Source organism: Dolichospermum sp. UHCC 0352 (assembly GCF_009711925.1).
Lineage (GTDB): Bacteria > Cyanobacteriota > Cyanobacteriia > Cyanobacteriales > Nostocaceae > Dolichospermum > Dolichospermum lemmermannii.
Map to the genome: position 1 here is coordinate 1 of NZ_VIKY01000078.1, position 22,200 is coordinate 22,200.

Consider the following 22,200-nt stretch of genomic DNA (forward strand, 5'->3'; position numbering starts at 1 on the left):
TTTTTGGCAATGAGCGATAATTTATCTTCCAAATGCTTCGCCCCTACTGACAACTGACCACTTCCGGCTTCCGAGGTAATAAATTCCATGTCTGTATCGCTGCTACGCCTGGGCGATAGATTTGATGCTCATATTCATGGCGATGTGATTATTCATCCCAGCGCGGTATTAGCTCCTGGGGTAGTTTTGCAAGCAGCTACTAATAGTAAAATTGTGATTGGTGCTGGTGTATGCCTGGGTATGGGGTCAATTCTCCAAGTAAGTGAGGGTATTCTAGAAATAGAAGCAGGCGCAAACCTGGGAGCCGGTTTCTTGATGGTTGGTGAAGGCAAAATTGGGGCTAATGCTTGTATTGGTGCAGCGACAACGGTTTTTAACTGTTCCGTAGCACCAGGTCAAGTTATTCCCTCTGGTTCAATTTTGGGAGATAATAGTCGGCAGATTGTTGAACCTTCAGCGGTACAACTAGAATCTACCAATCCTCCCCCAGAGAAACCAGAGGAATCAGCCGAAAAACTTGAATCTCCTCATTCTCAACCAGAGAAACCAGAGAAACAGGAAAAAGTATTTTCCTCAACTCAACTCTCGGTTGCGGCTTTTCTGGAGTTTAAACATCAATCTACGCCTGTATCTCCACCTTCACCTACACCGAAAAGCCAGTCTCCACCAGAGTCAGAAACGGCTGTGGTGGGTGATGCTACGTCGCTTGAAACTACGCTCCCAGAGTCTACAGAAACTACCACTGAGGACATAAAACCCAGCGAGTCTGATCTGGAAACTCACAATATTTTTGGCACGCAAATTTATGGACAAGGTAGCATAAATAGGCTGCTGAGTACATTATTTCCCCATAGACAATCTTTGGGCAACGAAAACTCTAACAATTCTTCAGGTTAAGTGTTAAGTATGAAGTGTGAACTTAAGTCCATATTGAAATGCTAGTTTTCATTCTTCTATGATTGAAGACGCTATATGAACCTTATCCTGGAAAATTTAGATGGAAACATACAATCAACACGCTTTGAGTACGATTCACGCAGCACGTCGCCGTGATAGCCTCAAAGATACTGCTTTGGGTATGGTATCAACCCTCAGTTTCCCCGCTATAGTTGGCACGGCTGACATGATGTTAAAGTCGGCTGGAGTCCACTTAGTTGGTTATGAAAAAATTGGTAGTGGTCATTGTACAGCAATTGTCCGAGGTGGCATTGCTGATGTCCGCTTGGCTGTGGAAGCTGGTGTACAAACGGCTGAACAGTTTGGCCAGTTGGTTTCTAGTTTGGTGATTGCGCGTCCTTATCCTAATTTAGATATAATTCTACCTATTAACCGTCTGACTCGATTTATGGGAGATGGTGGTGGATACAGCCGTTTGAGTAATCAAGCCATTGGGTTGGTGGAAACTCGCGGATTTCCCGCTATGGTTGGTGCTTGTGATGCTATGCTTAAAGCTGCTGATGTGCAATTAGCATCTTATGAGAAGATTGGTGCTGGTTTGTGTACGGCAATTATTCGCGGTTCGGTTGCTAATGTGGCTGTAGCTGTGGAAGCAGGTATGTTTGAAGCGGAACGCATTGGTGAGTTAAATGCAGTTATGGTGATTCCTCGGCCATTAGATGAGTTGGAGGAAACTTTGCCTGTGGCTAGTTGCTGGCTGGAAGAACGTCAACCAGTTAATATACCCATTAATATTAAAGATAAAATAACGGATGTGGAAGCGATAGAGTTGCCTGATTTGGCAAAACTGCCTGTGAGAGTTAAGGAAGAAATTTGGAATGATGAATATTGACACTCCCAGGTCTAAAGACAAGGGGATTCTTGGTTCAATGAGTCCAGTCAAAATGAGCAGCTATTTTTTCTAGATACCAATCATGTGACTTTAACCTAATTACCTCTGCTCGATCTTTGACTTTTTGTGGTAAATCCCTTGTTCTTAGGTTCAACAGGGTTTTATCTTGCTCACGAGTTAAAAATACCCTTAAACGAGCGCCCATATTTTAATTACCTCAGTAGATTGATTTTCCGTATTTACTCATAACTCATATTAGCAATTACCAATTACCAATCTCCAACTGCTATGATAGCTACCCACAATCCCGCTGTTTTTGTTTTGGTGATTGAACCAGATGAAACCTTGGCTAATCAATTAGCTTTTGATTTGCAAGAAGCTGGCTATGATGCCATTGTGACCCATGATGCAGCCAATGGATTAAAATACTGTAGTGATGCTTCCAGGAATCAAAGTCATCGCCAACCTGCTTTAATTGTTGTAGACCGAATGCTCGTCGGTGAATCAGGACTATCTTTGTGTAAAAATCTCAGAAATATCGGCAATCGTTCTCCTATACTGGTTCTGATGGCCAGAGACACAGTAGATGATCGGATAGCTTGTTTAGACGCTGGTGCTGATGATTACATCCTCAAACCTTACCGTTCGGAAGATTTGTTAAGGCTGGTTCGTCTGTATCTCAAACCTGATATTGATACCGCAGAGCAATTACGCTTTGGGGATCTGATTTTAGATATAGGAACCCGTCGGGCTTTTTACAAGAGTAAGGCCATTGACTTAACCATGAAGGAATTTGAACTCTTAAAGTTCTTAATGGAACATCCCCGTGAAGTATTAACTCGTGAACAGATTTTAGAAAATGTTTGGGGTTACGACTTTACGGGTGAGTCCAATGTCATTGAAGTATATATTCGTTACCTCCGGCTCAAAATTGAAGAAGAAGGTCAAAAACGCTTAATTCAAACTATACGCGGTGTAGGTTACGTACTCAGAGATTCGTAAAATCTATAAAATCTAAATTTGTAGGCAATTTTGCAAAAATTAAGTAAGATAGTCAGAATCTAAATTGCATAAATAATTTAATTAGTGATTTGGTAAGAGGTGATTAGTAAAATCATCACTTTTTCCCTATTCCCTGTTCCCTATTCCCTAGACAACTTATGGTTTCTTGGCTTAGTTTATGTTCAATATTACTTAGTATATTACTGATGGGCTGTTCATCACCTACCACGGCTCAATCTCCAGTCGTAACACCGGAATCATCAACCCAAACACCAGTAAATACTGGACAAAATCTGCCAATTTCTGCTGAAGCTATACTTCCTAAAAATATAAAAATTCAGTTAGAAGTAGCACGAACACAAGAACAGCAACAGATGGGTTTGATGTATAGACTAGCTTTACCAGATAACCGAGGAATGCTATTTTCTTTTGCGAACCCACAACCAGTAAAATTTTGGATGAAAAATGTACCTGTTGCCTTAGATATGGTATTTATCCAAAAAGGTGTAGTTCAGTACATCCAAGCATCTGCTCCTCCTTGTGGCATAGAACCTTGTCCCACCTATGGTCCTAATGTACTGATAGATCAAGTAATTGAACTGAGGTCAGGACGAGCCGCAGAACTAGGCTTAGATAAAGGAGATCAGGTCAAAATTGATTTCCTAACTTCTGATATTTCTCAGTAAACAGGATCAATATTTTCTGACAATGATCCCGGTTGGATATAGCAGAAGTCTTTATTCTGAATTTTTATCGAATACAGAATTGTTTTGTCAAAAAAAATATTACCTAACCTGGCACAAATAGTAGTAAAGAGGTTAATATTTAGCAGTAACTTGAATAACATCGGATTTTAGTTTTTTCCAGTTAAAATCACAACTCAGGGTTGAGTAGCAAAAATCTCTCTTTTGACGCAAGTGTAAATAGTCGTCAATAGAGGAATATAAGCTATGAAATCTTTTTTACTTAAACCAGAACAAAAAAACTTGAATGATGTTAGTGTCACCATTAACATCATGGTTAAAGTATTACCTAAATATTATCCTGATGGAACACATAAGTCACTGTATTAGGGATTTCCCCCGTGATTGTAAGTACCTTGGTTTAGTAGTACATTCATGTAGGTTAATACTTTACAAAAAAGGTTATTTAGAAAATTTTTTTATACCACCTTTAACTTTTATTTACTTACAGCAATGTGACAAATAAAATACTGGTTATACAATACCCACAAAATTAGATAAGCAATCTATGATCATCAATTCTACTCAAGGAGGTAAGATACAAATGACACCATCAAGATATTCTCGGCTAATTAATTTTCTCCAAGAAGATTTGGCAATTTCCGCCGCTTCCCTAGCTGTAGCATTACGTAACCGTGATCAAGATCCTGGTTCTTTAACCATGACTCTTTGGCAATATGGGTTAATTACTCTAGAACAGTTAGAACAAATTTATGATTGGCTAGAGACTGCGTAACAATTGACAATTGACAATTGACAATTATCAATTATCAATTATCAATTACCAACCTAATAACTATGAGGCAAAAACTTTTGCTGCTGCTGCTATACCAGCTCCGGGGGTGAAGTTTTCATGACCAACTTGTGGGAGGACAACTTCTAGGGAAGCGATACAGCTAAGAATATCTCTATCGCACACAAAACCCAGATGACCTATGCGGAAAATTTTATTACTCAGATGGTCTTGTCCACCTGCTAAAGCAATATCAAACCGTTTTTTCATCAAAGAGCGAATTTTATCTGTTTCGATGCCTGGTGTGGCTACAGCGGTAATGGCAGGACTGGCACATTCATCAGCAGCAAACAAAGATAAATTCAACGCCTTCATAGCCGCACGAGTAGCATTTTTTTGGCGTTCATGACGGGTAAAAATGGATTCTAATCCTTCCTTTTTCATCATTCCCAAGGTGGTATGTAGTGCCACCATTAAGTTGACGGGAGGAGTAAAGGGGGTGGTATTTTTAGCAGTGGCTTTCCGATATTTACCTAAATCTAAATAATACTTAGGCAATTTTGCGGTTTTATAAGCCTCCCAAGCTTTAGGACTGACAGAGACAAATCCTAAACCTGGGGGAATCATGTAACCTTTTTGTGAACCAGAAGCGACTACATCCAAACCCCAAGCGTCTACAGGGACATTGTAAGCCCCTAAACTGGTGACAGCATCCACAATAATTAAAGCCTCTCCATGTTCTTTAACGTGGCGGTTAATAGCTTCTAGGTCATTAATGACACCTGTTGAGGTTTCGCTGTGGGTGATAATGACAGCTTTGATTTCTTTGTTGGTATCAGCTTGGAGTTTAGCTGCAAATTGGGCTGGGTCTAAGGGTTGTCCCCATTCTGCGGTAACTGTTTCCACATTTAAGCCAAAAGCTTGACCAACTTCTACCCAACGTTCCCCGAATTTACCATTAGAAGCGACTAAAATGCGATCGCCTGGAGAAAGAAAATTAATCATCCCCGCTTCTACAGCACCCGTACCGCTGACGTTTAACATCAATACATCACTGGCGGTTTGATGTAGCCATTTGAGGTTTTCTGTCACCTCTGCCATCATGCTACTAAATTCACCGCTGCGGTGACCAATAGGGTGTTTAGCTAATGCTAGTAAAGCAGCTTCTGGAACTGGGGTAGGACCAGGAATCATCAGCATCAATTTATCGTCCATGTTTGTGTCCTAGTTGAAAATTTCAATACAATCCAAATTAACCGCTACAGGGGATAAAAACACAAAAAAAACCTACTAAAATTTTTCGTAGGAATGCCAGTTAAAAACTGTTAATTAACCCCGCTGTTGCAGGGCTGGGTTTTTGTTCAGGTGGAAATAGACATTCATCAGGAGCAATCCACTTTATCACCAAAATGATTAATAGACCAACGGTGATCAATGCTCAGAGAAGAAGATTGAAAACTTTCTTCTAGTCGCTTTTGTTGGGATGCAGCTTTTCGCATGGTAATAATCAGTTGATTAACTTGATTGCGGAGGTCTTGGTTTTGACCCAGAGAAGTCATGGTTTGTCTTTCTAAAAGTTGAAGTATAAGTTCGTAATGGATAGGAGAAGGTAAAGGAATTGGCTCCATGTAGTTTATTGTGAAGTTGTAACTTAGGGATGTTTAATTTTTAATTTAGTTAAACTTTAGTTAACTCCAAATTAATTGTTACACAAGAAATAAATAATTGCAGTTATTCAGTCACAGGCTAGAGGAAAAATGAGGATGTAAACCCTTGTTTTATATGGCATTTAAGGCTGTAATTAAGCAAAGAGATTGGCTATTGCTAATTGAGGATCTGGTTGTTTTACCAAGGATTCACCAATCAGTACAGCGGATGCACCTGCTTTTTTAACTACACTTAAATCCTCTGGGTGATGCAATCCTGATTCGCTGACTACAAGAATGTTTTTTGCTTGTAACTTTTCACCTCTATCTGTGAGTAATTGACAAGTTGTTTGTAAATCAACAGAAAAATCCTCCAAGTTGCGATTATTAATCCCGACTAAAGAAACATCATCTAAGGCTAACACCCGATCTAATTCTGCTAAATTATGCACTTCTATTAAAGCTGCCATTTTCAAGTTATTAGCAATTTTGATAAAGTATTGCAAATCTTGATCATTAAGAATTGCTGCTATTAATAAAACTGCATCTGCTCCATGAATTCGCGCCCAATACATTTGGTAAGGATAGATAATAAAATCCTTGCACAGTAAAGGTAAATCTACCGCTGAACGGACTAAGGATAGATTTTCAAAACTACCTTGGAAAAATTTAACATCTGTCAGCACAGAAAGACAACTAGCTCCACCTTTTTGATAAGATTGAGCGATCGCTACTGGGTCAAAATCCTCCCTAAATACCCCTTTACTGGGAGAAGCTTTTTTGACTTCAGCAATCAAAGCCGGATTAGTTTTACCTTGACGCAAGGCATTAACAAAATCACGAGTTGGTGGTGCTGATAGGGCTTGTGTTTGCAATTCCCGCAAAGGTAGCCTTTCTCGCATTTTCTCAACTTCTGTTTCTTTCTGCCAGACAATTTCTTCTAGAATATTATTTGGTGCAGCCCCTTCTATAGCGGATTGATACTGAAGTATAGAAATATTAATAACTGGGCTAGGTGAACGACGACGGATTTGCATATTTTTTAAGGAGTCAGGAGTCAGGAGTCAGGAGTCAGGAGTCACCGAGTCAGGAGTCAGGAGTTCGGAAAGAAGAATGAAGAAGAAAGAACATTTTTCTCTTCCCCATTACCTATTACCTATCACCTGTAACTCCTTAATTCTTCTATTAACTTACTAATGCCCGTTTATAAGCTTCATCTAAAACTTCTGAAAGTGTTGGATGAGCGTGAACCAGGTAAGCAAGAGTTTGGATAGATTGACGATTAGCAATAGCGGCTGCGGCTTCGTGAATTAAATCTGAGGCGTGGGGACCAAAGATATGTACACCTAAAACCTCGCCAGTATCTTTGCGATAAATTACCTTCGTCATTCCATCAGTATCATTTTCCGCCAAAGCCTTGGAATTACCTTTAAAGTAACTCTTACTGGTGGCGACTTCAAAACCTTGAGTTAATCCTAAAGCATGGGCGGCGGTTTCTGTTAAGCCCACATAACTAACTTCTGGATGGGTAAAAGCAGCCGCAGGAATGCTGCGATAGTCAACTGTTTTCTGACGACCCAAGATATTTTCTACAGCAATGATCCCTTGGGCAGATGCAGTATGAGCTAACATCATTTTGCCGGTAGCATCACCAATAGCCCAGAGATGGGGGATAACTTCCCCATTGGCCAATACCGCCATATTATCATTGACAGGAATAAAATTGCGGCGGTCAAGTTCAACGCCAACGGATTCTAGACCAAGATTTTGGGTAGCGGGAACCCGACCGGTAGCGACTAAACAAGCGTCAACTTCGAGAACTTCTAAATCTTCTTTAGTTTCAAAGTCAGCCAACTCAATGACTACTGGTGAACCAGGAATGACTTTTTTGGCGTAAATACCGACTTTGGTTTCAATATCGCGGGGGTTAATTAAAACCCGTTCTGCCAGTTTAGCAATATCCCGATCAAATCCTGGCATTAACTCACTGAGGGCTTCAATTAAGGTAATTTCACAACCTAAAGCCGAGTAAACATCAGAAAATTCTAAGCCGATATAACCGCTACCAATAATCGCCACCCACTTGGGTAGAGTTTCTAATTTAACGCCTTGGTCACTGGTAAATACAGTTTTGCCGTCTACTTCAATTCCAGGGGGAACGAAGGGGACAGAACCAGGGGAAAGGATGATATTTTGGGCGGTGATGGTTTTCTCACCTTTATCTGTGACGATGGTAACTTTTTGTGTCCCAGATACCTTGCCCCAACCTCGGATAATCTCAACTCCCAAGCGTTTGAGACTGTTGGTTAAGTCCCCTTGAATTTTGGAGACGAGATTGTTAGCATGATCAGCGATCGCTTGCCGTTCAAACTCGACATGGCCAATCTGTATTCCCAAAGACTTGAGATGATGGGCATTACGTAATTCCCTCACCTTTCCTGAAGCCGCGAGTAATGCCTTAGAAGGAATACAACCCCTGTTTACACAAGTTCCTCCCATATCTCCAGCTTCAATAATTGCTGTTTTCTGACCGCAACTGATAGCGTGTAAAGCAGCACCATGACCACCCACACCAGCGCCGATAATCACTAAATCGTAATCAAATCCAGGACTCACTTTTATTTCCCCGTTGTCTTCGCCTATTATCAACTTAACTTTTTTATGTAACTTTCTCAAATTAACAAAAAATAACGGAGAAGCTCTTGTGTCTCCCCGTTATTTTCTGTTAATGTGTGATTGGGCTTGAGATTAGTTGACCGCTGTTCTCAATTCTTTTAGCGCTTGACCAATTGCCACAAAATCTTGGCTTTGTGAAAGCGCTTGCAAAGTCACCGGACTACTTTGTTGGATAATCTGGTTGTAGGTATTAATAGCATTATTCAACTGGTTAATATCTACATCTGCATTTCCTTGATTGGGTACAATCCTACTGAGGATTACTCTTAAGTTATTTCCTAAGTCTGTATTAACACCTGCATTAGTTAGGAAATTTGTCAAGTTATCAGATGCGGTCTGTCCAATTGATCCGCCTTGCAAGAGGGCTACTAAAACTCCAGAATTGTTGCTATTTAATAGGTTAAAAGCAGCCTCATTTAGTTTTCTCTGAACGCTTCTTATGCCAATCCTCATTGTCTTTCCGGCTCGTGTGCGGATGATGCGAATAGAAGATGCTCTAGGTATAAGAGTTTCTCCAGAACCTGAAGGATTCTGATCATTTCCTTCATTATTATTGCCACCATTGTCGGCATTGTTAGCTGTCTCTTCACCAGCACCACTCTGACCACCAGCGTTCCCGCCACTAGGACTGGTATTCTCGTCGGGATTACCATTGTTAGCTGTCCCGTTGCCAGCACCACTCTGACCGCCAGCGTTACCTACACTAGGACTGGTATTATCATCGGGATTACCGTTGTTAGCTGTCCCGTTACCAGCGCCACTCTGACCACCGGCGTTGCCGACACTAGGACTGGTATTATCATCGGGATTACCATTATTAGCTGTCTCTTGATCAGCGCCACTCTGACCGCCAGCGTTGCCGACACTAGGACTGGTATTATCATCGGGATTACCATTATTAGCTGTCCCGTTGCCAGCGCCACTCTGACCACCAGCATTGCCGACACTGGGATTAGAATTAGTATTACCATTAGAGCCAGTAGTTCCACCGCCACTCTGACCACCAGCAGTTCCGACACTGGGATCGGGGTTGGAAATAGTATTACCACTGGTGCTAGTGTTGCCACCGCCACTCATGCCACCAGCAGTCCCCACACTAGGACTCGTATTAACCGGTCCAGGAGCGCCACTCATACTCCCGGCTGTACCCAGACTGGGCGAAGTTTGGGCTGGGCTAGAGGTCTGCCAATTGAGCGCCAATAGGGGAGTGAGACTGAGGGCAAGAATAAAAGTTCTGATTTTTAACATGGTGATTTTCTCAAAATTGAAGTGTTTATTTAGGTAGGAAATTGAATCCATAGCCTACACTTAGAACAAAGACTGTGCCGCCTTGGCTAGTATCGGTAAGATCCGCGCCGACGGCATTAATGGTCAAGGGAATAGTAGATATAGGTACGAAAGAAGCCCCAACATTTAAACCAACTCCACTCCAGCCCATACCCACACCTATTTGGGGATGAACTTGTACCCCAACTCCAGCAAATACACCTGTACTTGCATCACCTGTGCGGAAATCGCCACCACCGGCTCCTACGGAAAAGGAGATGGGCATTTTATTAACAGTATCCTTAGGCTTTAATAGGGAGTAACTTGTTACCACACCATAGACACCGGAAGGTCTCACGGTTTCTCCACCACCAACGTGCGATGCAAAAGTTCTCCAGCCAGCAGCCGCGGCTATTTGAGTGTTGTTTTTAGCATAGATAATGCGGTTGGCTTTGAGGTCAAAAGTTCCATTTGCACCAAAACTCTTGATACTGCCAATATTATAGCCAAGTTCTAGACCGATTAGTTTCCGGGCATCTCCTAACCCAAAACCCATACTGATACTCCCGTCTGGTTGAGTTCTAGCTTTACCAGTGGTTGCTGCGGATGCCCCTATAAAAACGTCACCCCAGGTAGCTCCAAAGGCGCTTGGCGTAGCAAAGGTAAGTGAAGGAGAGTAGGTTCGCTTGGCTGGAATTACTTTAACAAGGGGATCAACTAATAAATCCTGGCGTAATTTATCAGCATCAATTTGACTGTTATTTACAGGGACTGGAGTTTCTGTTTGAGCAATGATCCCTGCTTCTTTTTGCTCAACAAGAGATTCAATCTTCTGCCTGGATTCTACGTTTTTCGCTAACACCTCTTGCAGATCCGGTAAGTTAGTCTTTAAGGCGGCTTGATTAGTTATTAATTCCTTACTGCTATGGGTTTTAGACGCTATCTCATTTGTTGCATAAGCAGGGGTAACTGAAAGACTGGTGGTAGCCCATATATAGCCTAACAAAGTTGTACATATACACTTTAGCCAATTTGTGTGTAACAACATACATAGAAATTTTACCTTTCTCAAAATTTACTCCTCACAACGGTTATATGCACCCGAATGTATATTAGAGTAATTCCCAAAAAAGAGTCATGTACAGGATGAATTGTGCTATTTTTGTGAATTTGTCGTGAATTTATCAGGAGAATTATGAACTTTTGACACTCCCCTCGGCTAAAGCCGAGGGGATTCTACATTCATCGTCAACTCCTGACAGCAGTTCTTTCTTTAATTTATAATTGCTTAATTTTTAATTTGGATATTCATAAAACACCATTTGGGGAACTAATAAATCATTGGTTAATTTCCCAATTCCTAAAAAATTGGTTTGGGTTTCATAAACTCGCACAAAGTCGGGAATATCAAGATTGAGGGAAATTTTTTGACCTTGACACCATCTTTTGGCTGATTCTGCTGGTAAATTTAGGGATTTTAGGTGTTGTAATGGTGCGTCTGGGGATATGGGTTGAAATCTGCCGTTTTCGATTTCGGTGGCTAAATCTGTGAAGCTGAGACTGGTTTGAAGTTGAAAACTGCTGCTTTCTGTGCGGATTAGGGCAGATAGAGTGCCACCTGTGTTTAATATTGTACCTAAATCACGAGCGATCGCACGAATATATGTTCCCGAACCACAGGATATGGCTAGATCTAATTCTGGAAAATCTCCATCTCGCCAATCTAACACCTGAATTTGGGAAATTTCGACTGTTCGCACGGGAACTTCAACTTTTTCCCCTTTCCGCGCTAAATCATATAAGCGTTGGCCATCAACTTGAATGGCGCTGTAGCTGGGGGGGATTTGCTCAATTTTACCGATAAACTGGGAAAGGACGGTTTTGATATTCTCCAAATCCAATCCTGGACAGGGTACAGAGGTAATAATTTCCCCTTCTAAATCATCTGTAGTAGTTTGTATCCCCAGCCGAACAGTGGCTTGATAAGCCTTTTCTCCTGGTAAATATTGTAATAATCTGGTGGCTTTACCCAAGGCTATTGGTAATACTCCGGTAGCTTTGGGGTCTAAAGTTCCTGCGTGTCCGACTCGTTTCATATTCAGTAGTTTGCGGACTTTGGCTACGCAGTCATGAGAAGTCCAGTCAAATGGTTTGTTTAAATTGAGAAAGCCTTGCACAATTTTAGATTTTAGAGTTGAGATCTTTGTATTTTCACACAAATAGGAAATAGGAGATCCCAGACTTCTTGAAGAAGTCGGGAATTTAAATCAAATGCAATAGGGAAATACCGATACCCAGCAGCCAAAATCCAAAATGGACGATGGTATGAGAAAGTCTTTTTTTAACGGGGTTGGTTTCTGGGAAATGCTCACCTAAAGTTGGTGCTATTTTGAGATGATCAAGAGACTGAACAAGATTTAAACCGAGAGACTGACTAGAAATACTTTCAGCATAGGCGGCGTTAAGATAGGAAAGATATTCTAGTTTTTCGGCTATATAGGTTTGGAAGAAAGGTAAACTCAAAGCATTGATATAATCATGAGCTTGAGAAGCATCACCGATCATATCTGTTGGTAATGCCATTTGTGTACTGTCAGGATTGCTATTCCCAATGGTGGAAAAATGCGTACCACCAAGTAGCATGACTAAATATTTCTGGGGATGAGTAATCCAAGAAAAAGGGACAATTTGCTCATATAATGCGGGAGCAACGGTATCTTCACTGCTACCAATGATCATGATTGGGGTGTGAATTTGGCTTAAACCGGCTTGTCCGAAAATAGAACTGGTGATGGGATTAACAGCGATCGCTGCTCTGATTCTGGTATCTTGTAAGTTGTACTCTTGTCCTGACTGGTTGGGCAATTCTAAAGCTTGACATTGCAACAGTAAAGACATATTCCAAGTATTTCGCAATTTGTCGTGATCACAGTCTGCTTGTAGTTGTTGAAAGTTAATTTTTGCCCCTGCTAAAGCTAAGGCAGTATAACCTCCTAATGACTGTCCAAATATGCCTACTTGTTGTAAGTTAAATCGGTGCTGAAATTGTGAATCTGACTCTAATTGATCTAAAATATATTTGATATCTAAAGGTCTATCTTTAAATTCATTGGGGTGCGTGACTTGATTGCTATTACCCTTAATTAAAGATTGTAATTGTTGAGTATTACTACCAGGATGATTGGGAATAATTACAGCAAAACCATTTGTAACTAAATGATTTGCTAAATAACGAAAATTACTACTATCCAAACCTAAGCCATGAGAAATAACAATTACAGGGGCAGGATTTTGGGTATTAGGAATATATATATCTGTGGATAAATGTCTATTTCTTGAAGAGTCAAAAAACTTGATTATTTGTTTTCTTGCTAAAAGATTGGGTTGATTTGGCAATTTTGGGAATGGAGACAAATTAGCTTGGGAGATTTTAGCAGCTTCTAATTTTGATGTTTGGATTAATGCGGAAATAGTTTTTTCAGTTTCGCTGATCATTTTCTCCAATTCATCAGCAATTTTTATGCTGGAAACCATATCAATTTTAATATTATTTTGAGGATATTTACGTAATAAATTTAATAAATTCAACCCTTCCGGTTCAGCCGCAGCGGCAATTAAGGCTGTGCGTAATGACTGAGATACAAATTTTGGATAATGGGATTTAGTTTTAATTAATTCTGCTAATCTTTGTAAGATAAATTTCCCTTGTTGGGTGTCAAGAAATTGGGCAGCTACAGCCGGACTAATTTTCAGCGGCTGCATTAAAATCTTCCTTACTTCTGGCAGTTTGTTTTTGGGAATATATTGATAATATCCGGCTAAATCTGGATTAATTATTCCATATTTAGCATAGCTTTCTAAGGCACTAATGGGGATAGAAATTTCTAGTGCTGAATAAGAAGCATGAATTTGTTCTGCTGCCATAACAGAGTCACTTATCCCAAATGTTGGCAGCAATATGGATAAAATCAGTGATAGGAAATTCCTTTTCAGGGTGCTGCCCCAATTACCAAACATATTCATCGCTTAACTTTTGTGGTGATGTTGTTGAGCGAGGCTCAAATTTTGGTAGTTATTTAAACACCCTGTTAACAAATTTAAAATAATGCCTATGACAAGCTACGCAAACAAATTTAAGACTGGTTTAAATGAGGTTGCTGCTAATTAATTACTAGGACTTCTTGTAAGATCATAATAAATACAGAAATTATCTACATCAGTATTTATTATGTGTTATTCCTGATTAATAAAATCTAAATAATGCTAATTAATCCTATTAATTAGATTTCTTTAATGCCATAGATGTCAAACTCATAACAATTTAAAATGCACTCATAATTAAATACCACTAATCCGAACTTTGAAATATCATTGATAATGACTAAATTAGACAAATCATTTTGACATGATAGTCAAGTACCAGTAATACTTAATTACTTCTGGCTGTTGGCTAGGAGTCCGGGTAATATTAATTTTAGATACCTCAGCAATTAAAAATCAAAACTTGAAAATGAATAAAGATATCTGTGGTAAGGCTTCTAGCAATTTTGATTATGCAAATTGTCTGCATGGCAATTTTAATTTACATAATTTCATGTAAATCTTCTTACTGTTGACTAACCGTAATATTAAAAACGCCAATTTGGGTTATCATGTACCTAACTGATTACCCAAAAAGATAAATATAAAGTAGACTAGACACAAAAATGCTACTTAGTCCCAAAAGGTAAACTGAGTATCAAGGTGCATAAATTTACAATCTGGGTCGAGGGTGACAAGGAGTAGCTATGTCAGAAACGAGTGACAAACTCATACCTATATCACAAAGGCAACCTGTACAGCGTCGCCGGCGTAAACGTCCAGTCTCCAAGACAGGACAGAAAAAAGTTATCAATCAGCCGGCAGTTTCTAGCCCAAGAGAAGCGGCAGCATTGGCTTGTATAAATAATCATATCAGTTCTGCGCCTATCCCGTCTGGGGGGCGAAGACCAGCATCACGGAAGATGATGCCCCCAGGTGTTAAACCCGTCCCTACGGTCAAGAAGAATACTCAAATTTCGCCACCGGGGAATGTGAGATTAAAGACGGTACCCATGGAAAAGCCGAAAATAGCCAGAAAAGGATCACGCAAGACCAGGTTAAAACCCATGGCTAGAACCATGTTATATGCCTTGCGGTTGTTGATTGTCGGGGTGGGTGTCGGTGCGATTGTGGGTACGTTGTTGTCATTCCTAGACCCTGCTAATCGCATTAATTCAGTTATGTCGGTAGCTCAAACTACAACTTCTCAAAAATCATCTCAAAGTTCTAATACAAGCTTATATCTGGCTCAGGAAATTACTCCTTTAAAAAATTCTTTGCAAACTCTCACCACCGCTAATTCTGATTTGATACCAGGGGTGTTTTTATTAGATTTAGATAATGGTGGTTATATAGATATTAATAGTAATATAAGTTTTGCTGCGGCCAGCACGATTAAAATCCCGATTTTGATTGCTTTTTTCCAGGATGTGGATGAGGGTAAAATCCGCCTGGATGAAATGTTGATTTTGCAAAAGGAGATGATTGTCGGGGGTTCGGGAAATATGCAATATCAACCCACAGGCAGCAAATACACGGCTCTTGATGTAGCTACGAAGATGATTACAATTAGCGACAATACAGCCACGAATATGCTGGTCGCTAAATTGGGTGGACAAGAGGCGTTAAATGGGCGTTTTCGCAGTTGGGGACTGATAACGACGATGATTCGTAATCCTCTCCCGGATTTAGAAGGGACTAATACTACTAGTCCGCGAGAATTGGGGAATTTGATCTCGATGGTGAATCAAGGTAATATGGTGAGTATGCGATCGCGTGATTTAATTCTTAATATCATGAGTCGCACTGAACGAGATAATCTTTTACCTGCTGGCTTAGGAAAAGGCGCAAATGCTTATCATAAAACAGGTGATATTGGTACTATGTTGGCAGATGCGGGGTTGATTGATGTCCCGACAGGTAAGCGTTATATTGCCGCTATCATGGTAAAACGTCCCAATAATGATCCTCGCGCTGCAAAATTAATTAGTTCTATTTCTAGCGCTGCTTATCAACATTTTAGCCAAGCTACAGTCACACCCAGCAATCCAACAAATAATCAACCAGTTACTCAACCAATAACTCAACCAATAACTCCACCTATTTCTAATTATCAACCACCTGTTCCTCCTTTGATTCAGCAACCAATTCAACCACCACTGATGAATCCTACTATGCCTAATGGGATGGTTAATAATATGCCTGTAGGTAGTTATCCACCGCCTGTGATGACTCCACAATTGACTCCGCAATATTATCCACAACAATAAATAATTCCAAAAATAATTCAAAATTCGGTGTTGCAGAAAATGTGGGTTTATTGTTAGAACAGCGTTAAGGCTATCTATCAGATGGAGAATACATTATGAATATTCAAATTAAACCTGAAACAGAGGAATTAATACAAGCTTATATTGACACGGGGCGATTTGAAAATATAGAAGATGCAGTAAATGAGGCTTTTAGTTTGCTGCTGGACAGAGAAAGAAGACTGGAGGAACTACGGGGAAAAATAGCGGTAGGAACTGAACAGATTAAGAATGGACAAGTAACAGATGGTGAGGTAGTTTTTGCTAGACTACAAGCAAAAATTAAACTTGTTTGCGTAAATTTTATAACTTTCTCACCATTATTTTAACATTTTTGATATCGCATTCCTGGAAGTTGGGTAATTAAACCCATGAGTTCTAATTGTAATAAAGAACTAGAAACTAAAGCCGCATTCATACCTGTTTTTTGAATTATAAAATCAAAAGATAAAGCATCAATAGTTAAAGTATCTATGACTTGTTGTAATTCTGGTGGTAAGTTAGGAGGAGGGGATTTAATTATAGTAGTTTCTATATCTATTTGGGGAATCGCACCCAACAGGGTTAATAGTTCACTGAGTTCTTGATTAATTAAACCTGCACCTTGACTAATTAATTTTAAACAACCTTGGGATGGTTGATCATCAATTCTTCCTGGTAATGCGTAAACATCTCGACAAAATTCATTCGCATAAGTAGCTGTGATTAAAGCCCCAGATTTTATTCCTGCTTCTATGACTAATACCGCACGACTTAAACCGGCAATGATGCGATTTCGACGGGGAAAATGGGTGCGGTTGGGTGTGGTTTTCGCAGGATATTCACTAATTACTATGCCAGATGTCAAAATCTGTTTATATAAACTTTGATTTTTATAGGGATAAATAACATCTACTCCTGTTCCCACCACTGCGATTGTTCTTCCTCCGGCTTTCATTGCTGCTGCGTGACTTTCGGTGTCTATTCCTTCGGCCATTCCAGAAACAACGGTAAAACCATTTTTGGCTAATGCGGTACTAATTTGACGCGTCCATTTAATTCCGTATTCTGTGGGTTGACGAGTTCCCACAATTCCCACTAAGGGTTTTTGTCCTGAATTTTCCTGTAAATCAACTTCTCCCCGATAGTACAATAATGGGGGTGGACTGGGGATTTCTCGCAGTAATTGGGGATATTCTGAGTCTGCTGGTGTCCAGAAATGGGGGTTTATTTGTTGGTGTTGAATGAGGAGTTGTTCTGGGTTTAAACGGGATTTTTGTTGAACAACCTTTTCTAATGTTTGAAATCCGAAACCTTCAACTTTTCGTAATTCTCCAGGACTGGCTTTCCAAGCTGTTTCTAAATTACCAAAGTGCTGTTGTACTCTTTGTAATAATATGGGACCAATTCCCGAAATTTGCGACCAGGCTAACCAATATTTACGTTCTTCTGTGTTTGACATAGGAAATTCAGATTTTTAGAATGATTTAACGCAGATAAACGCAGATGAACGCGGATGAATACGGATGATTTTTATTCTGTGCAATTAGATTAAACTTTTGCTAAATGTTGATTTTTTAAATAATCAAATACTGATTTATCGCCAATGTCGGGAGGAATGGGTTGGATAATTTTTCTCACAGCAAAGATTAAAAAGAAAATTGCCCAAGTTGCTAATAAAATCGGTTCTGCTGGTGTTGATAAAATTCCGGTTAAATGTCCTAATAGTAGTAAGGGAACAAGGGGGGTTAAGATTTTGGTTTCTAAACGATGAAAACAAAAACCTTCTTTGAAAAAAATTCCTGTCAAAGCGGCAAAGGTAAAACCAATTCCTAATATGGTTAGGGGTTGATTATAAATAGTAATTGCAAATGCTTGACTATCACTATGTCCAAAAATAAAGGCACAAATGCTGCCAATTATCCAAAAAACTTGGAGAATTCGGTGCAAAAATGCCATGTAAATATGAATAGTTAATAAACTAACTCCAAGTGCAATACTAAAACAGGTGTAGAGAGGGGTCAGGGCGGCAATTGCAGCGGGTTGGGGATAGAATAGGACTAAACCGCTACCAATGGCAAAACACAGGGCTGCAATCATTAAACCTGTTCGATAAATTATCACACTTTGGCGATCGCTTTGGGTAATTGTAAATTCCCCAAATTGGCCTTGATATACTTCCGGTGATGATATTGTTTGTGTAGTCATATTCATATTCCTTAATAGTATAGTCTTTAGATCCCCGATTTCTTGAAGAAGTCGGGGATCTTGTTTTTGTTTTCAATGTCTCTTTCCAGCACCTAAATATAATTCTCCCACTTTCGGATCATTTAATAATTCTCTACCTGGTCCTGACATAGCATCTTTCCCTGATTCTAACACATAACCACGATCTGCCATTTCTAAGGCTTTTCTGGCATTTTGTTCAACTAAAACTATCGCAGTCCCTGATGCTTTGATTTGTTTAATTTGCTCAAATACTTGAGTTACCAAAATGGGCGATAATGCGGCGGAAGGTTCATCTAAAAGCAGTAAACTGGGTTCTAACATTAATGCTTTTCCCATTGCTAACATTTGCCTTTCTCCACCGGAAAGAGTCCCCGCGCGTTGACGACGGCGATCGCTCAATCGGGGAAACATATTGTATATTTTATCTTTAAGAGGTTTTAATGGGATATTCCGCACAAAAGCCCCCATTTCTAAGTTTTCATCTATGGTTAAAGATGGAAAAACATTAGCAATTTGCGGAACATAAGACATTCCTTTGGCGACAATTTGATTTGATTTTAAACCAATTAAATTTTTCTCTTTAAAGGTAATAGTTCCAGTATGAGGTGTTAAAAGTCCAAAAATAGTTTTTACTAAGGTGGATTTACCTGCACCATTGGGACCAATGACTGTGACTAATTCTCCTGGTGCAATGTGAAAGTTGATACCTTGCAAAATATCTACATCTTTAATATATCCAGCGTGGACATTTTCTACTTTTAATAAATAGTTATTAGTCATTTGTGATTAGACATTTGTAGGGATTTGGTAATGCTTACTCCTGTCAACTGAAGCTTAAAATAGCTTATCTGTTAGCTGACCTACCCGCCCGGAAATAAATTTCCGGTCTTATAGCTAAAGTGCGTTAAAACGCACTCTAATTACCTAAAAATCAACCTTCATGTTTTCAATTGAAGAAATAAGGACACAATAGTCGGTTTTAACCGACTTTAGCTATAAGACAGGGAATTTATTCCCTGGATTCTGGATTCTGGATTCTAGATTCTGGAACTTCTGACTATGCTGTGATTTTTTGCAATTCTGGTCTTTCTTCTGGTAAAATCGCCTCTTCCACTGGGCAAACTGCTATACAAATGCCACAATCTATACAGGTAGCGAAGTCAATCCAGTACCAACCTGTACCTTTAACGTTTTTCCCTGGACCTTCATGAATACAAGCTACAGGACAAGCACTTACGCAGTCAGCAACACCTTCACAAACGTCTGTAACAATGGTATGTGGCATTTTTTCCGATTCCCTCTTTTTTGTCAGTCTCTCTTGTTCTACTCCTGTAGGGGTTTAGCATTGCTAAACCCCTACAACTCCTTTTTAACATCCTGCTTCGATGGTATGTGAGCCATCGGCTTTAATCCAAGCAATTTGGGCAATGGTGCGATCGCTTGCATATTGACGAATCGCCTCTGCGTCCCTATCTCCCAAATCTATTTCTACTCTAATTAAATCAGAAGAATTACGTAATTTCTCAGCATAGGCAAAAGCCGCAGCTTCAGCGCCGGGGGTTTCTGGGACGACTAACCAATTACTAGCGGGGATATCCTGGGGTAGTTGCTGATTTAATAGGAGAATTTGGTATAAATCATCAATATTCAGTTCAAAGCCGATACCGGGAATATTTTCTTTTTGGGGATGATATAAACCTAGTAATTGGTCATAACGACCACCACTTCCTAAAATCTGTGCTTGGGAATTTGTCTCACTAACTACTTCAAAAACAATGCCTGTGTAGTAGTCAATGGTTTGAATTAGGCTCAAATCAAGGATTAAAGGAAATTTGCCATCTAGTAATGCTACTAGGGATTTGAGGTTATTTATTGCCTCATGCTGGTCTGGTTCTAGATGTAAACTGCTGACTTTTTCTAAAACCTCTCGACTATCACCCCGCAAATCCAACATGATTTTAGCGCGTTGGCGGAGTTCTTCGCTCAAAGGTAAGGTATCAATAGCTATACTATCCAAATTAGCGATCGCCCTGCGGACTTGATTTCTGATTTCCGGGGGAAAAGCATTCAGCAAAGAACGAGTAATTCCCGCTTCCCCTAAAATTAACCGCCACCCTTGTAAACCCAATGCTGTTAAACAATCTGCGACTAATAGCAATACTTCCGCATTGGCTAATAATCCCCCCGCACCCAGTAACTCCACCCCAGCTTGATAATACTCTTGCTGACGATTATGGCGGCCTTCCCAATTACGGCGGAAAACATTAGCGTTGTAATATAGTCGCTGGGGATAGGTCGCATCTGTCATGCGAGTCACCACTGTGCGGGCGATAGAGGCAGTCAATTCTGGACGCAATCCCAATTCTTCATTTTGACTATTTTGGAGTTGAATCACCATGGGACGCTGAATTGCTTCACCTGCCATGAGGGTATCCATTCGTTCCAGAGTTGAGGTGATAATCCTGTGATATCCCCAACGTTGAAATACTTGTTCTAATCTATCTTCAATCCAGCGTTTTTGCGCCACATCTAAAGGTAGTAGATCCCTTGCTCCCGCTGCTGGTTGATACACCATTATTTTTTCTTCCCACCAAACAAACCACCAAACAAACCACTTTTTCCAGACTTATCTGGTTGCTTCTCTTCAGTTTTAGAAGCGGAACTCCCTTGAGAACCACTGTTTCTAATTCCTAAAGCTTGATCTACCTTGGGTTTCCATTCCAAAGCGATTTTTTCATTAGGATCTATTTTCAGGGCATTATCAAAGTGAATTTTTGCCATTTTCAGTTGATTTTGCCGTAAATATACCATTGCGATTAAACTATGGCAACGACTATTTTTCGGCTCTAACTTTAGGGCTTCCTGTAATTCTACTTTGGACTGGGACAATTGGTTTGTTTCTAGCAAATTTTGAGCGCGACGCAGGTATTGTTCTACTGGTGAATCTTCTTCGGGTGGTAAGGTTAGAGTTGGTGGTAAATTTGGGGCAGAACCTTGAGGTTGACTAGATGGGGGCTGATTCGTTGACCCTCCTGCCACCCGCATCAGGTAAACTAGATTTAGCTCACTAATTTGAGCGATAATTTGGGATGCTTGTTGCAAATCACTAAATTGAGTTTCGGCAATTTTAGCGATCGCTTCCTGATAGGACATACTAATATTAGGCGCAGTTATCAATTGCTGGGCTAGTTCCGTTTTTAATCTGATTGCTCCTGGTTGTTGTGCAAACCGTTTGCCCATTTGTGATAAAATAAACAAGTATTCAGCCCGATTGGCTTCTACCGACAGCTTTTTATAAGCCGGGTTAACTAGCTTTGCAAACAGTTGATTAGCTATATCTTTTTCTAATGCACCCACTACCTTGGAACTATCTGGGTGTAAGCGCCGGGCAATTTGTAAATAACGTTTACGTATTTCTGGAAATTCAGCATTAACTGGCACACACAAAATTGCGTGATGATCTATGAAATCATAGATAAATAATCCACCATCTATTTTTAACGACATCTTTATTACAAGTATTGCACCACAGCATATTCTTTTTAGTTTACAGGGAATAATAGAGAGTTGCAAATCTAGTCATAACCAAAAAGTTGAATCAGAGAAACTACGGTGCGGACACATATTTAATAAACCCCACCCTAACCCTCCCCTTGGTAAGGGGAGGGAACTGAATTTTCCGGTTTCCCCCCTTAGCCCGGATTTCTCACAAAGAAAAGAAAAAAAGGGGTCAAAAACTGCGAAAATG

Annotated in this window: 22 protein-coding genes; 7 read left to right on the forward strand and 15 right to left on the reverse strand. The window is 40.0% G+C overall.

All coding sequences use genetic code 11. The features are described from left to right. Positions 1 to 87: 87 nt before the first annotated feature. Entirely contained in the window at positions 88 to 897 is an 810-nt protein-coding gene (locus tag FJR06_RS05200) for a carbon dioxide concentrating mechanism protein (RefSeq protein ID WP_015080438.1), read from the forward strand. A 100-nt stretch (positions 898 to 997) separates the two neighbouring features. Further along, entirely contained in the window at positions 998 to 1,789 is a 792-nt protein-coding gene (locus tag FJR06_RS05205) for a BMC domain-containing protein (RefSeq protein WP_015080439.1), read from the forward strand. Between the two features lie 34 nt (positions 1,790 to 1,823). On the opposite strand, the gene FJR06_RS05210 is transcribed toward FJR06_RS05205, so the two are convergent. After that, positions 1,824 to 1,994, reverse strand: coding sequence for a hypothetical protein (locus FJR06_RS05210; RefSeq protein WP_041458417.1), 171 nt, complete (start codon positions 1,992 to 1,994; stop codon positions 1,824 to 1,826). A gap of 83 nt (positions 1,995 to 2,077) precedes the next feature. On the opposite strand from FJR06_RS05210, the gene nblR reads away from it, so the two are divergent. From nblR to FJR06_RS05225, 3 genes are all read left to right on the forward strand, one after another. Beyond that, complete coding sequence (nblR, locus tag FJR06_RS05215; RefSeq protein WP_168633558.1) at positions 2,078 to 2,791, forward strand: response regulator transcription factor NblR; 714 nt, start codon at positions 2,078 to 2,080, stop codon at positions 2,789 to 2,791. A gap of 158 nt (positions 2,792 to 2,949) precedes the next feature. Next, on the forward strand, positions 2,950 to 3,477 hold the full coding sequence (locus FJR06_RS05220; RefSeq protein WP_015080441.1) for a DUF192 domain-containing protein: 528 nt from the start codon (positions 2,950 to 2,952) through the stop codon (positions 3,475 to 3,477). Positions 3,478 to 4,042: 565 nt separating this feature from the next. Continuing rightward, the gene (locus FJR06_RS05225; protein WP_015080442.1) at positions 4,043 to 4,270 is read left to right on the forward strand and encodes a DUF2949 domain-containing protein; all 228 of its coding nucleotides are present in this window, start codon (positions 4,043 to 4,045) and stop codon (positions 4,268 to 4,270) included. 60 nt (positions 4,271 to 4,330) lie between these two features. On the opposite strand, the gene FJR06_RS05230 is transcribed toward FJR06_RS05225, so the two are convergent. The 8 genes from FJR06_RS05230 to FJR06_RS05265 form a co-directional block, all read right to left on the reverse strand. Beyond that, positions 4,331 to 5,482: an alanine--glyoxylate aminotransferase family protein gene (locus tag FJR06_RS05230; RefSeq protein ID WP_015080443.1), complete on the reverse strand. Its 1,152-nt coding sequence runs from the start codon at positions 5,480 to 5,482 to the stop codon at positions 4,331 to 4,333. A 167-nt stretch (positions 5,483 to 5,649) separates the two neighbouring features. Further along, a complete protein-coding gene (locus FJR06_RS05235) occupies positions 5,650 to 5,895 on the reverse strand; it encodes a DUF5340 domain-containing protein (protein ID WP_015080444.1) in 246 nt (81 codons plus the stop codon). Positions 5,896 to 6,068: 173 nt separating this feature from the next. Beyond that, positions 6,069 to 6,950, reverse strand: coding sequence for an indole-3-glycerol phosphate synthase TrpC (trpC, locus tag FJR06_RS05240; protein ID WP_015080445.1), 882 nt, complete (start codon positions 6,948 to 6,950; stop codon positions 6,069 to 6,071). A 148-nt stretch (positions 6,951 to 7,098) separates the two neighbouring features. After that, a complete protein-coding gene (gene lpdA, locus FJR06_RS05245) occupies positions 7,099 to 8,529 on the reverse strand; it encodes a dihydrolipoyl dehydrogenase (protein ID WP_168633561.1) in 1,431 nt (476 codons plus the stop codon). A 132-nt stretch (positions 8,530 to 8,661) separates the two neighbouring features. Continuing rightward, positions 8,662 to 9,837 carry a hypothetical protein gene (locus FJR06_RS05250; RefSeq protein WP_015080447.1) on the reverse strand — a complete coding sequence of 392 codons (1,176 nt, stop codon included), beginning with the start codon at positions 9,835 to 9,837 and terminating at the stop codon, positions 8,662 to 8,664. 25 nt (positions 9,838 to 9,862) lie between these two features. Continuing rightward, positions 9,863 to 10,903 (reverse strand): hypothetical protein, encoded by a 1,041-nt coding sequence (locus tag FJR06_RS05255; protein WP_148279049.1) that lies wholly within the window; start codon positions 10,901 to 10,903, stop codon positions 9,863 to 9,865. Positions 10,904 to 11,150: 247 nt separating this feature from the next. Continuing rightward, a complete protein-coding gene (truB, locus tag FJR06_RS05260; RefSeq protein WP_015080449.1) occupies positions 11,151 to 12,032 on the reverse strand; it encodes a tRNA pseudouridine(55) synthase TruB in 882 nt (293 codons plus the stop codon). A gap of 85 nt (positions 12,033 to 12,117) precedes the next feature. After that, positions 12,118 to 13,878 (reverse strand): alpha/beta hydrolase, encoded by a 1,761-nt coding sequence (locus FJR06_RS05265; protein ID WP_168651007.1) that lies wholly within the window; start codon positions 13,876 to 13,878, stop codon positions 12,118 to 12,120. Between the two features lie 764 nt (positions 13,879 to 14,642). Here FJR06_RS05265 and FJR06_RS05270 point away from each other — a divergent pair. Both FJR06_RS05270 and FJR06_RS05275 read left to right on the forward strand, forming a co-directional pair. Beyond that, positions 14,643 to 16,205 carry a serine hydrolase gene (locus tag FJR06_RS05270; protein ID WP_168651009.1) on the forward strand — a complete coding sequence of 521 codons (1,563 nt, stop codon included), beginning with the start codon at positions 14,643 to 14,645 and terminating at the stop codon, positions 16,203 to 16,205. A 95-nt stretch (positions 16,206 to 16,300) separates the two neighbouring features. After that, complete coding sequence (locus tag FJR06_RS05275) at positions 16,301 to 16,573, forward strand: hypothetical protein (RefSeq protein ID WP_015080452.1); 273 nt, start codon at positions 16,301 to 16,303, stop codon at positions 16,571 to 16,573. On the opposite strand, the gene dprA is transcribed toward FJR06_RS05275, so the two are convergent. The 6 genes from dprA to FJR06_RS05305 form a co-directional block, all read right to left on the reverse strand. Then, a complete protein-coding gene (gene dprA / locus FJR06_RS05280) occupies positions 16,570 to 17,685 on the reverse strand; it encodes a DNA-processing protein DprA (protein ID WP_015080453.1) in 1,116 nt (371 codons plus the stop codon). The genes FJR06_RS05275 and dprA overlap by 4 nt on opposite strands. Before the next feature lie 89 nt (positions 17,686 to 17,774). Then, positions 17,775 to 18,431 carry a DUF2301 domain-containing membrane protein gene (locus tag FJR06_RS05285; RefSeq protein WP_168633568.1) on the reverse strand — a complete coding sequence of 219 codons (657 nt, stop codon included), beginning with the start codon at positions 18,429 to 18,431 and terminating at the stop codon, positions 17,775 to 17,777. 72 nt (positions 18,432 to 18,503) lie between these two features. Then, positions 18,504 to 19,232, reverse strand: a complete 729-nt coding sequence (locus tag FJR06_RS05290) for an ABC transporter ATP-binding protein (protein WP_015080455.1) — start codon at positions 19,230 to 19,232, stop codon at positions 18,504 to 18,506. 277 nt (positions 19,233 to 19,509) lie between these two features. Continuing rightward, the gene (locus tag FJR06_RS05295) at positions 19,510 to 19,737 is read right to left on the reverse strand and encodes a ferredoxin family protein (protein ID WP_015080456.1); all 228 of its coding nucleotides are present in this window, start codon (positions 19,735 to 19,737) and stop codon (positions 19,510 to 19,512) included. A gap of 84 nt (positions 19,738 to 19,821) precedes the next feature. Further along, positions 19,822 to 21,027, reverse strand: a complete 1,206-nt coding sequence (locus tag FJR06_RS05300; protein WP_015080457.1) for an ATP phosphoribosyltransferase regulatory subunit — start codon at positions 21,025 to 21,027, stop codon at positions 19,822 to 19,824. Beyond that, positions 21,027 to 21,959, reverse strand: a complete 933-nt coding sequence (locus FJR06_RS05305; RefSeq protein WP_015080458.1) for a J domain-containing protein — start codon at positions 21,957 to 21,959, stop codon at positions 21,027 to 21,029. Before FJR06_RS05305 ends, FJR06_RS05300 begins: the two co-directional genes overlap by 1 nt. Positions 21,960 to 22,200 lie beyond the last annotated feature (241 nt).

Bases quoted from the DNA above. Each gene is read 5' to 3' on its own strand.
- FJR06_RS05200 (WP_015080438.1), top strand. From the start codon at position 88: ATGTCTGTATCGCTGCTACGCCTGGGCGATAGATTTGATGCTCATATT.
- FJR06_RS05205 (WP_015080439.1), top strand. From the start codon at position 998: ATGGAAACATACAATCAACACGCTTTGAGTACGATTCACGCAGCACGT.
- FJR06_RS05210 (WP_041458417.1), bottom strand. From the start codon at position 1,994: ATGGGCGCTCGTTTAAGGGTATTTTTAACTCGTGAGCAAGATAAAACC.
- nblR (WP_168633558.1), top strand. From the start codon at position 2,078: ATGATAGCTACCCACAATCCCGCTGTTTTTGTTTTGGTGATTGAACCA.
- FJR06_RS05220 (WP_015080441.1), top strand. From the start codon at position 2,950: ATGGTTTCTTGGCTTAGTTTATGTTCAATATTACTTAGTATATTACTG.
- FJR06_RS05225 (WP_015080442.1), top strand. From the start codon at position 4,043: ATGATCATCAATTCTACTCAAGGAGGTAAGATACAAATGACACCATCA.
- FJR06_RS05230 (WP_015080443.1), bottom strand. From the start codon at position 5,482: ATGGACGATAAATTGATGCTGATGATTCCTGGTCCTACCCCAGTTCCA.
- FJR06_RS05235 (WP_015080444.1), bottom strand. From the start codon at position 5,895: ATGGAGCCAATTCCTTTACCTTCTCCTATCCATTACGAACTTATACTT.
- trpC (WP_015080445.1), bottom strand. From the start codon at position 6,950: ATGCAAATCCGTCGTCGTTCACCTAGCCCAGTTATTAATATTTCTATA.
- FJR06_RS05250 (WP_015080447.1), bottom strand. From the start codon at position 9,837: ATGTTAAAAATCAGAACTTTTATTCTTGCCCTCAGTCTCACTCCCCTA.
- FJR06_RS05255 (WP_148279049.1), bottom strand. From the start codon at position 10,903: ATGTTGTTACACACAAATTGGCTAAAGTGTATATGTACAACTTTGTTA.
- FJR06_RS05265 (WP_168651007.1), bottom strand. From the start codon at position 13,878: ATGAATATGTTTGGTAATTGGGGCAGCACCCTGAAAAGGAATTTCCTA.
- FJR06_RS05270 (WP_168651009.1), top strand. From the start codon at position 14,643: ATGTCAGAAACGAGTGACAAACTCATACCTATATCACAAAGGCAACCT.
- FJR06_RS05275 (WP_015080452.1), top strand. From the start codon at position 16,301: ATGAATATTCAAATTAAACCTGAAACAGAGGAATTAATACAAGCTTAT.
- dprA (WP_015080453.1), bottom strand. From the start codon at position 17,685: ATGTCAAACACAGAAGAACGTAAATATTGGTTAGCCTGGTCGCAAATT.
- FJR06_RS05285 (WP_168633568.1), bottom strand. From the start codon at position 18,431: ATGACTACACAAACAATATCATCACCGGAAGTATATCAAGGCCAATTT.
- FJR06_RS05290 (WP_015080455.1), bottom strand. From the start codon at position 19,232: ATGACTAATAACTATTTATTAAAAGTAGAAAATGTCCACGCTGGATAT.
- FJR06_RS05295 (WP_015080456.1), bottom strand. From the start codon at position 19,737: ATGCCACATACCATTGTTACAGACGTTTGTGAAGGTGTTGCTGACTGC.
- FJR06_RS05300 (WP_015080457.1), bottom strand. From the start codon at position 21,027: ATGGTGTATCAACCAGCAGCGGGAGCAAGGGATCTACTACCTTTAGAT.
- FJR06_RS05305 (WP_015080458.1), bottom strand. From the start codon at position 21,959: ATGTCGTTAAAAATAGATGGTGGATTATTTATCTATGATTTCATAGAT.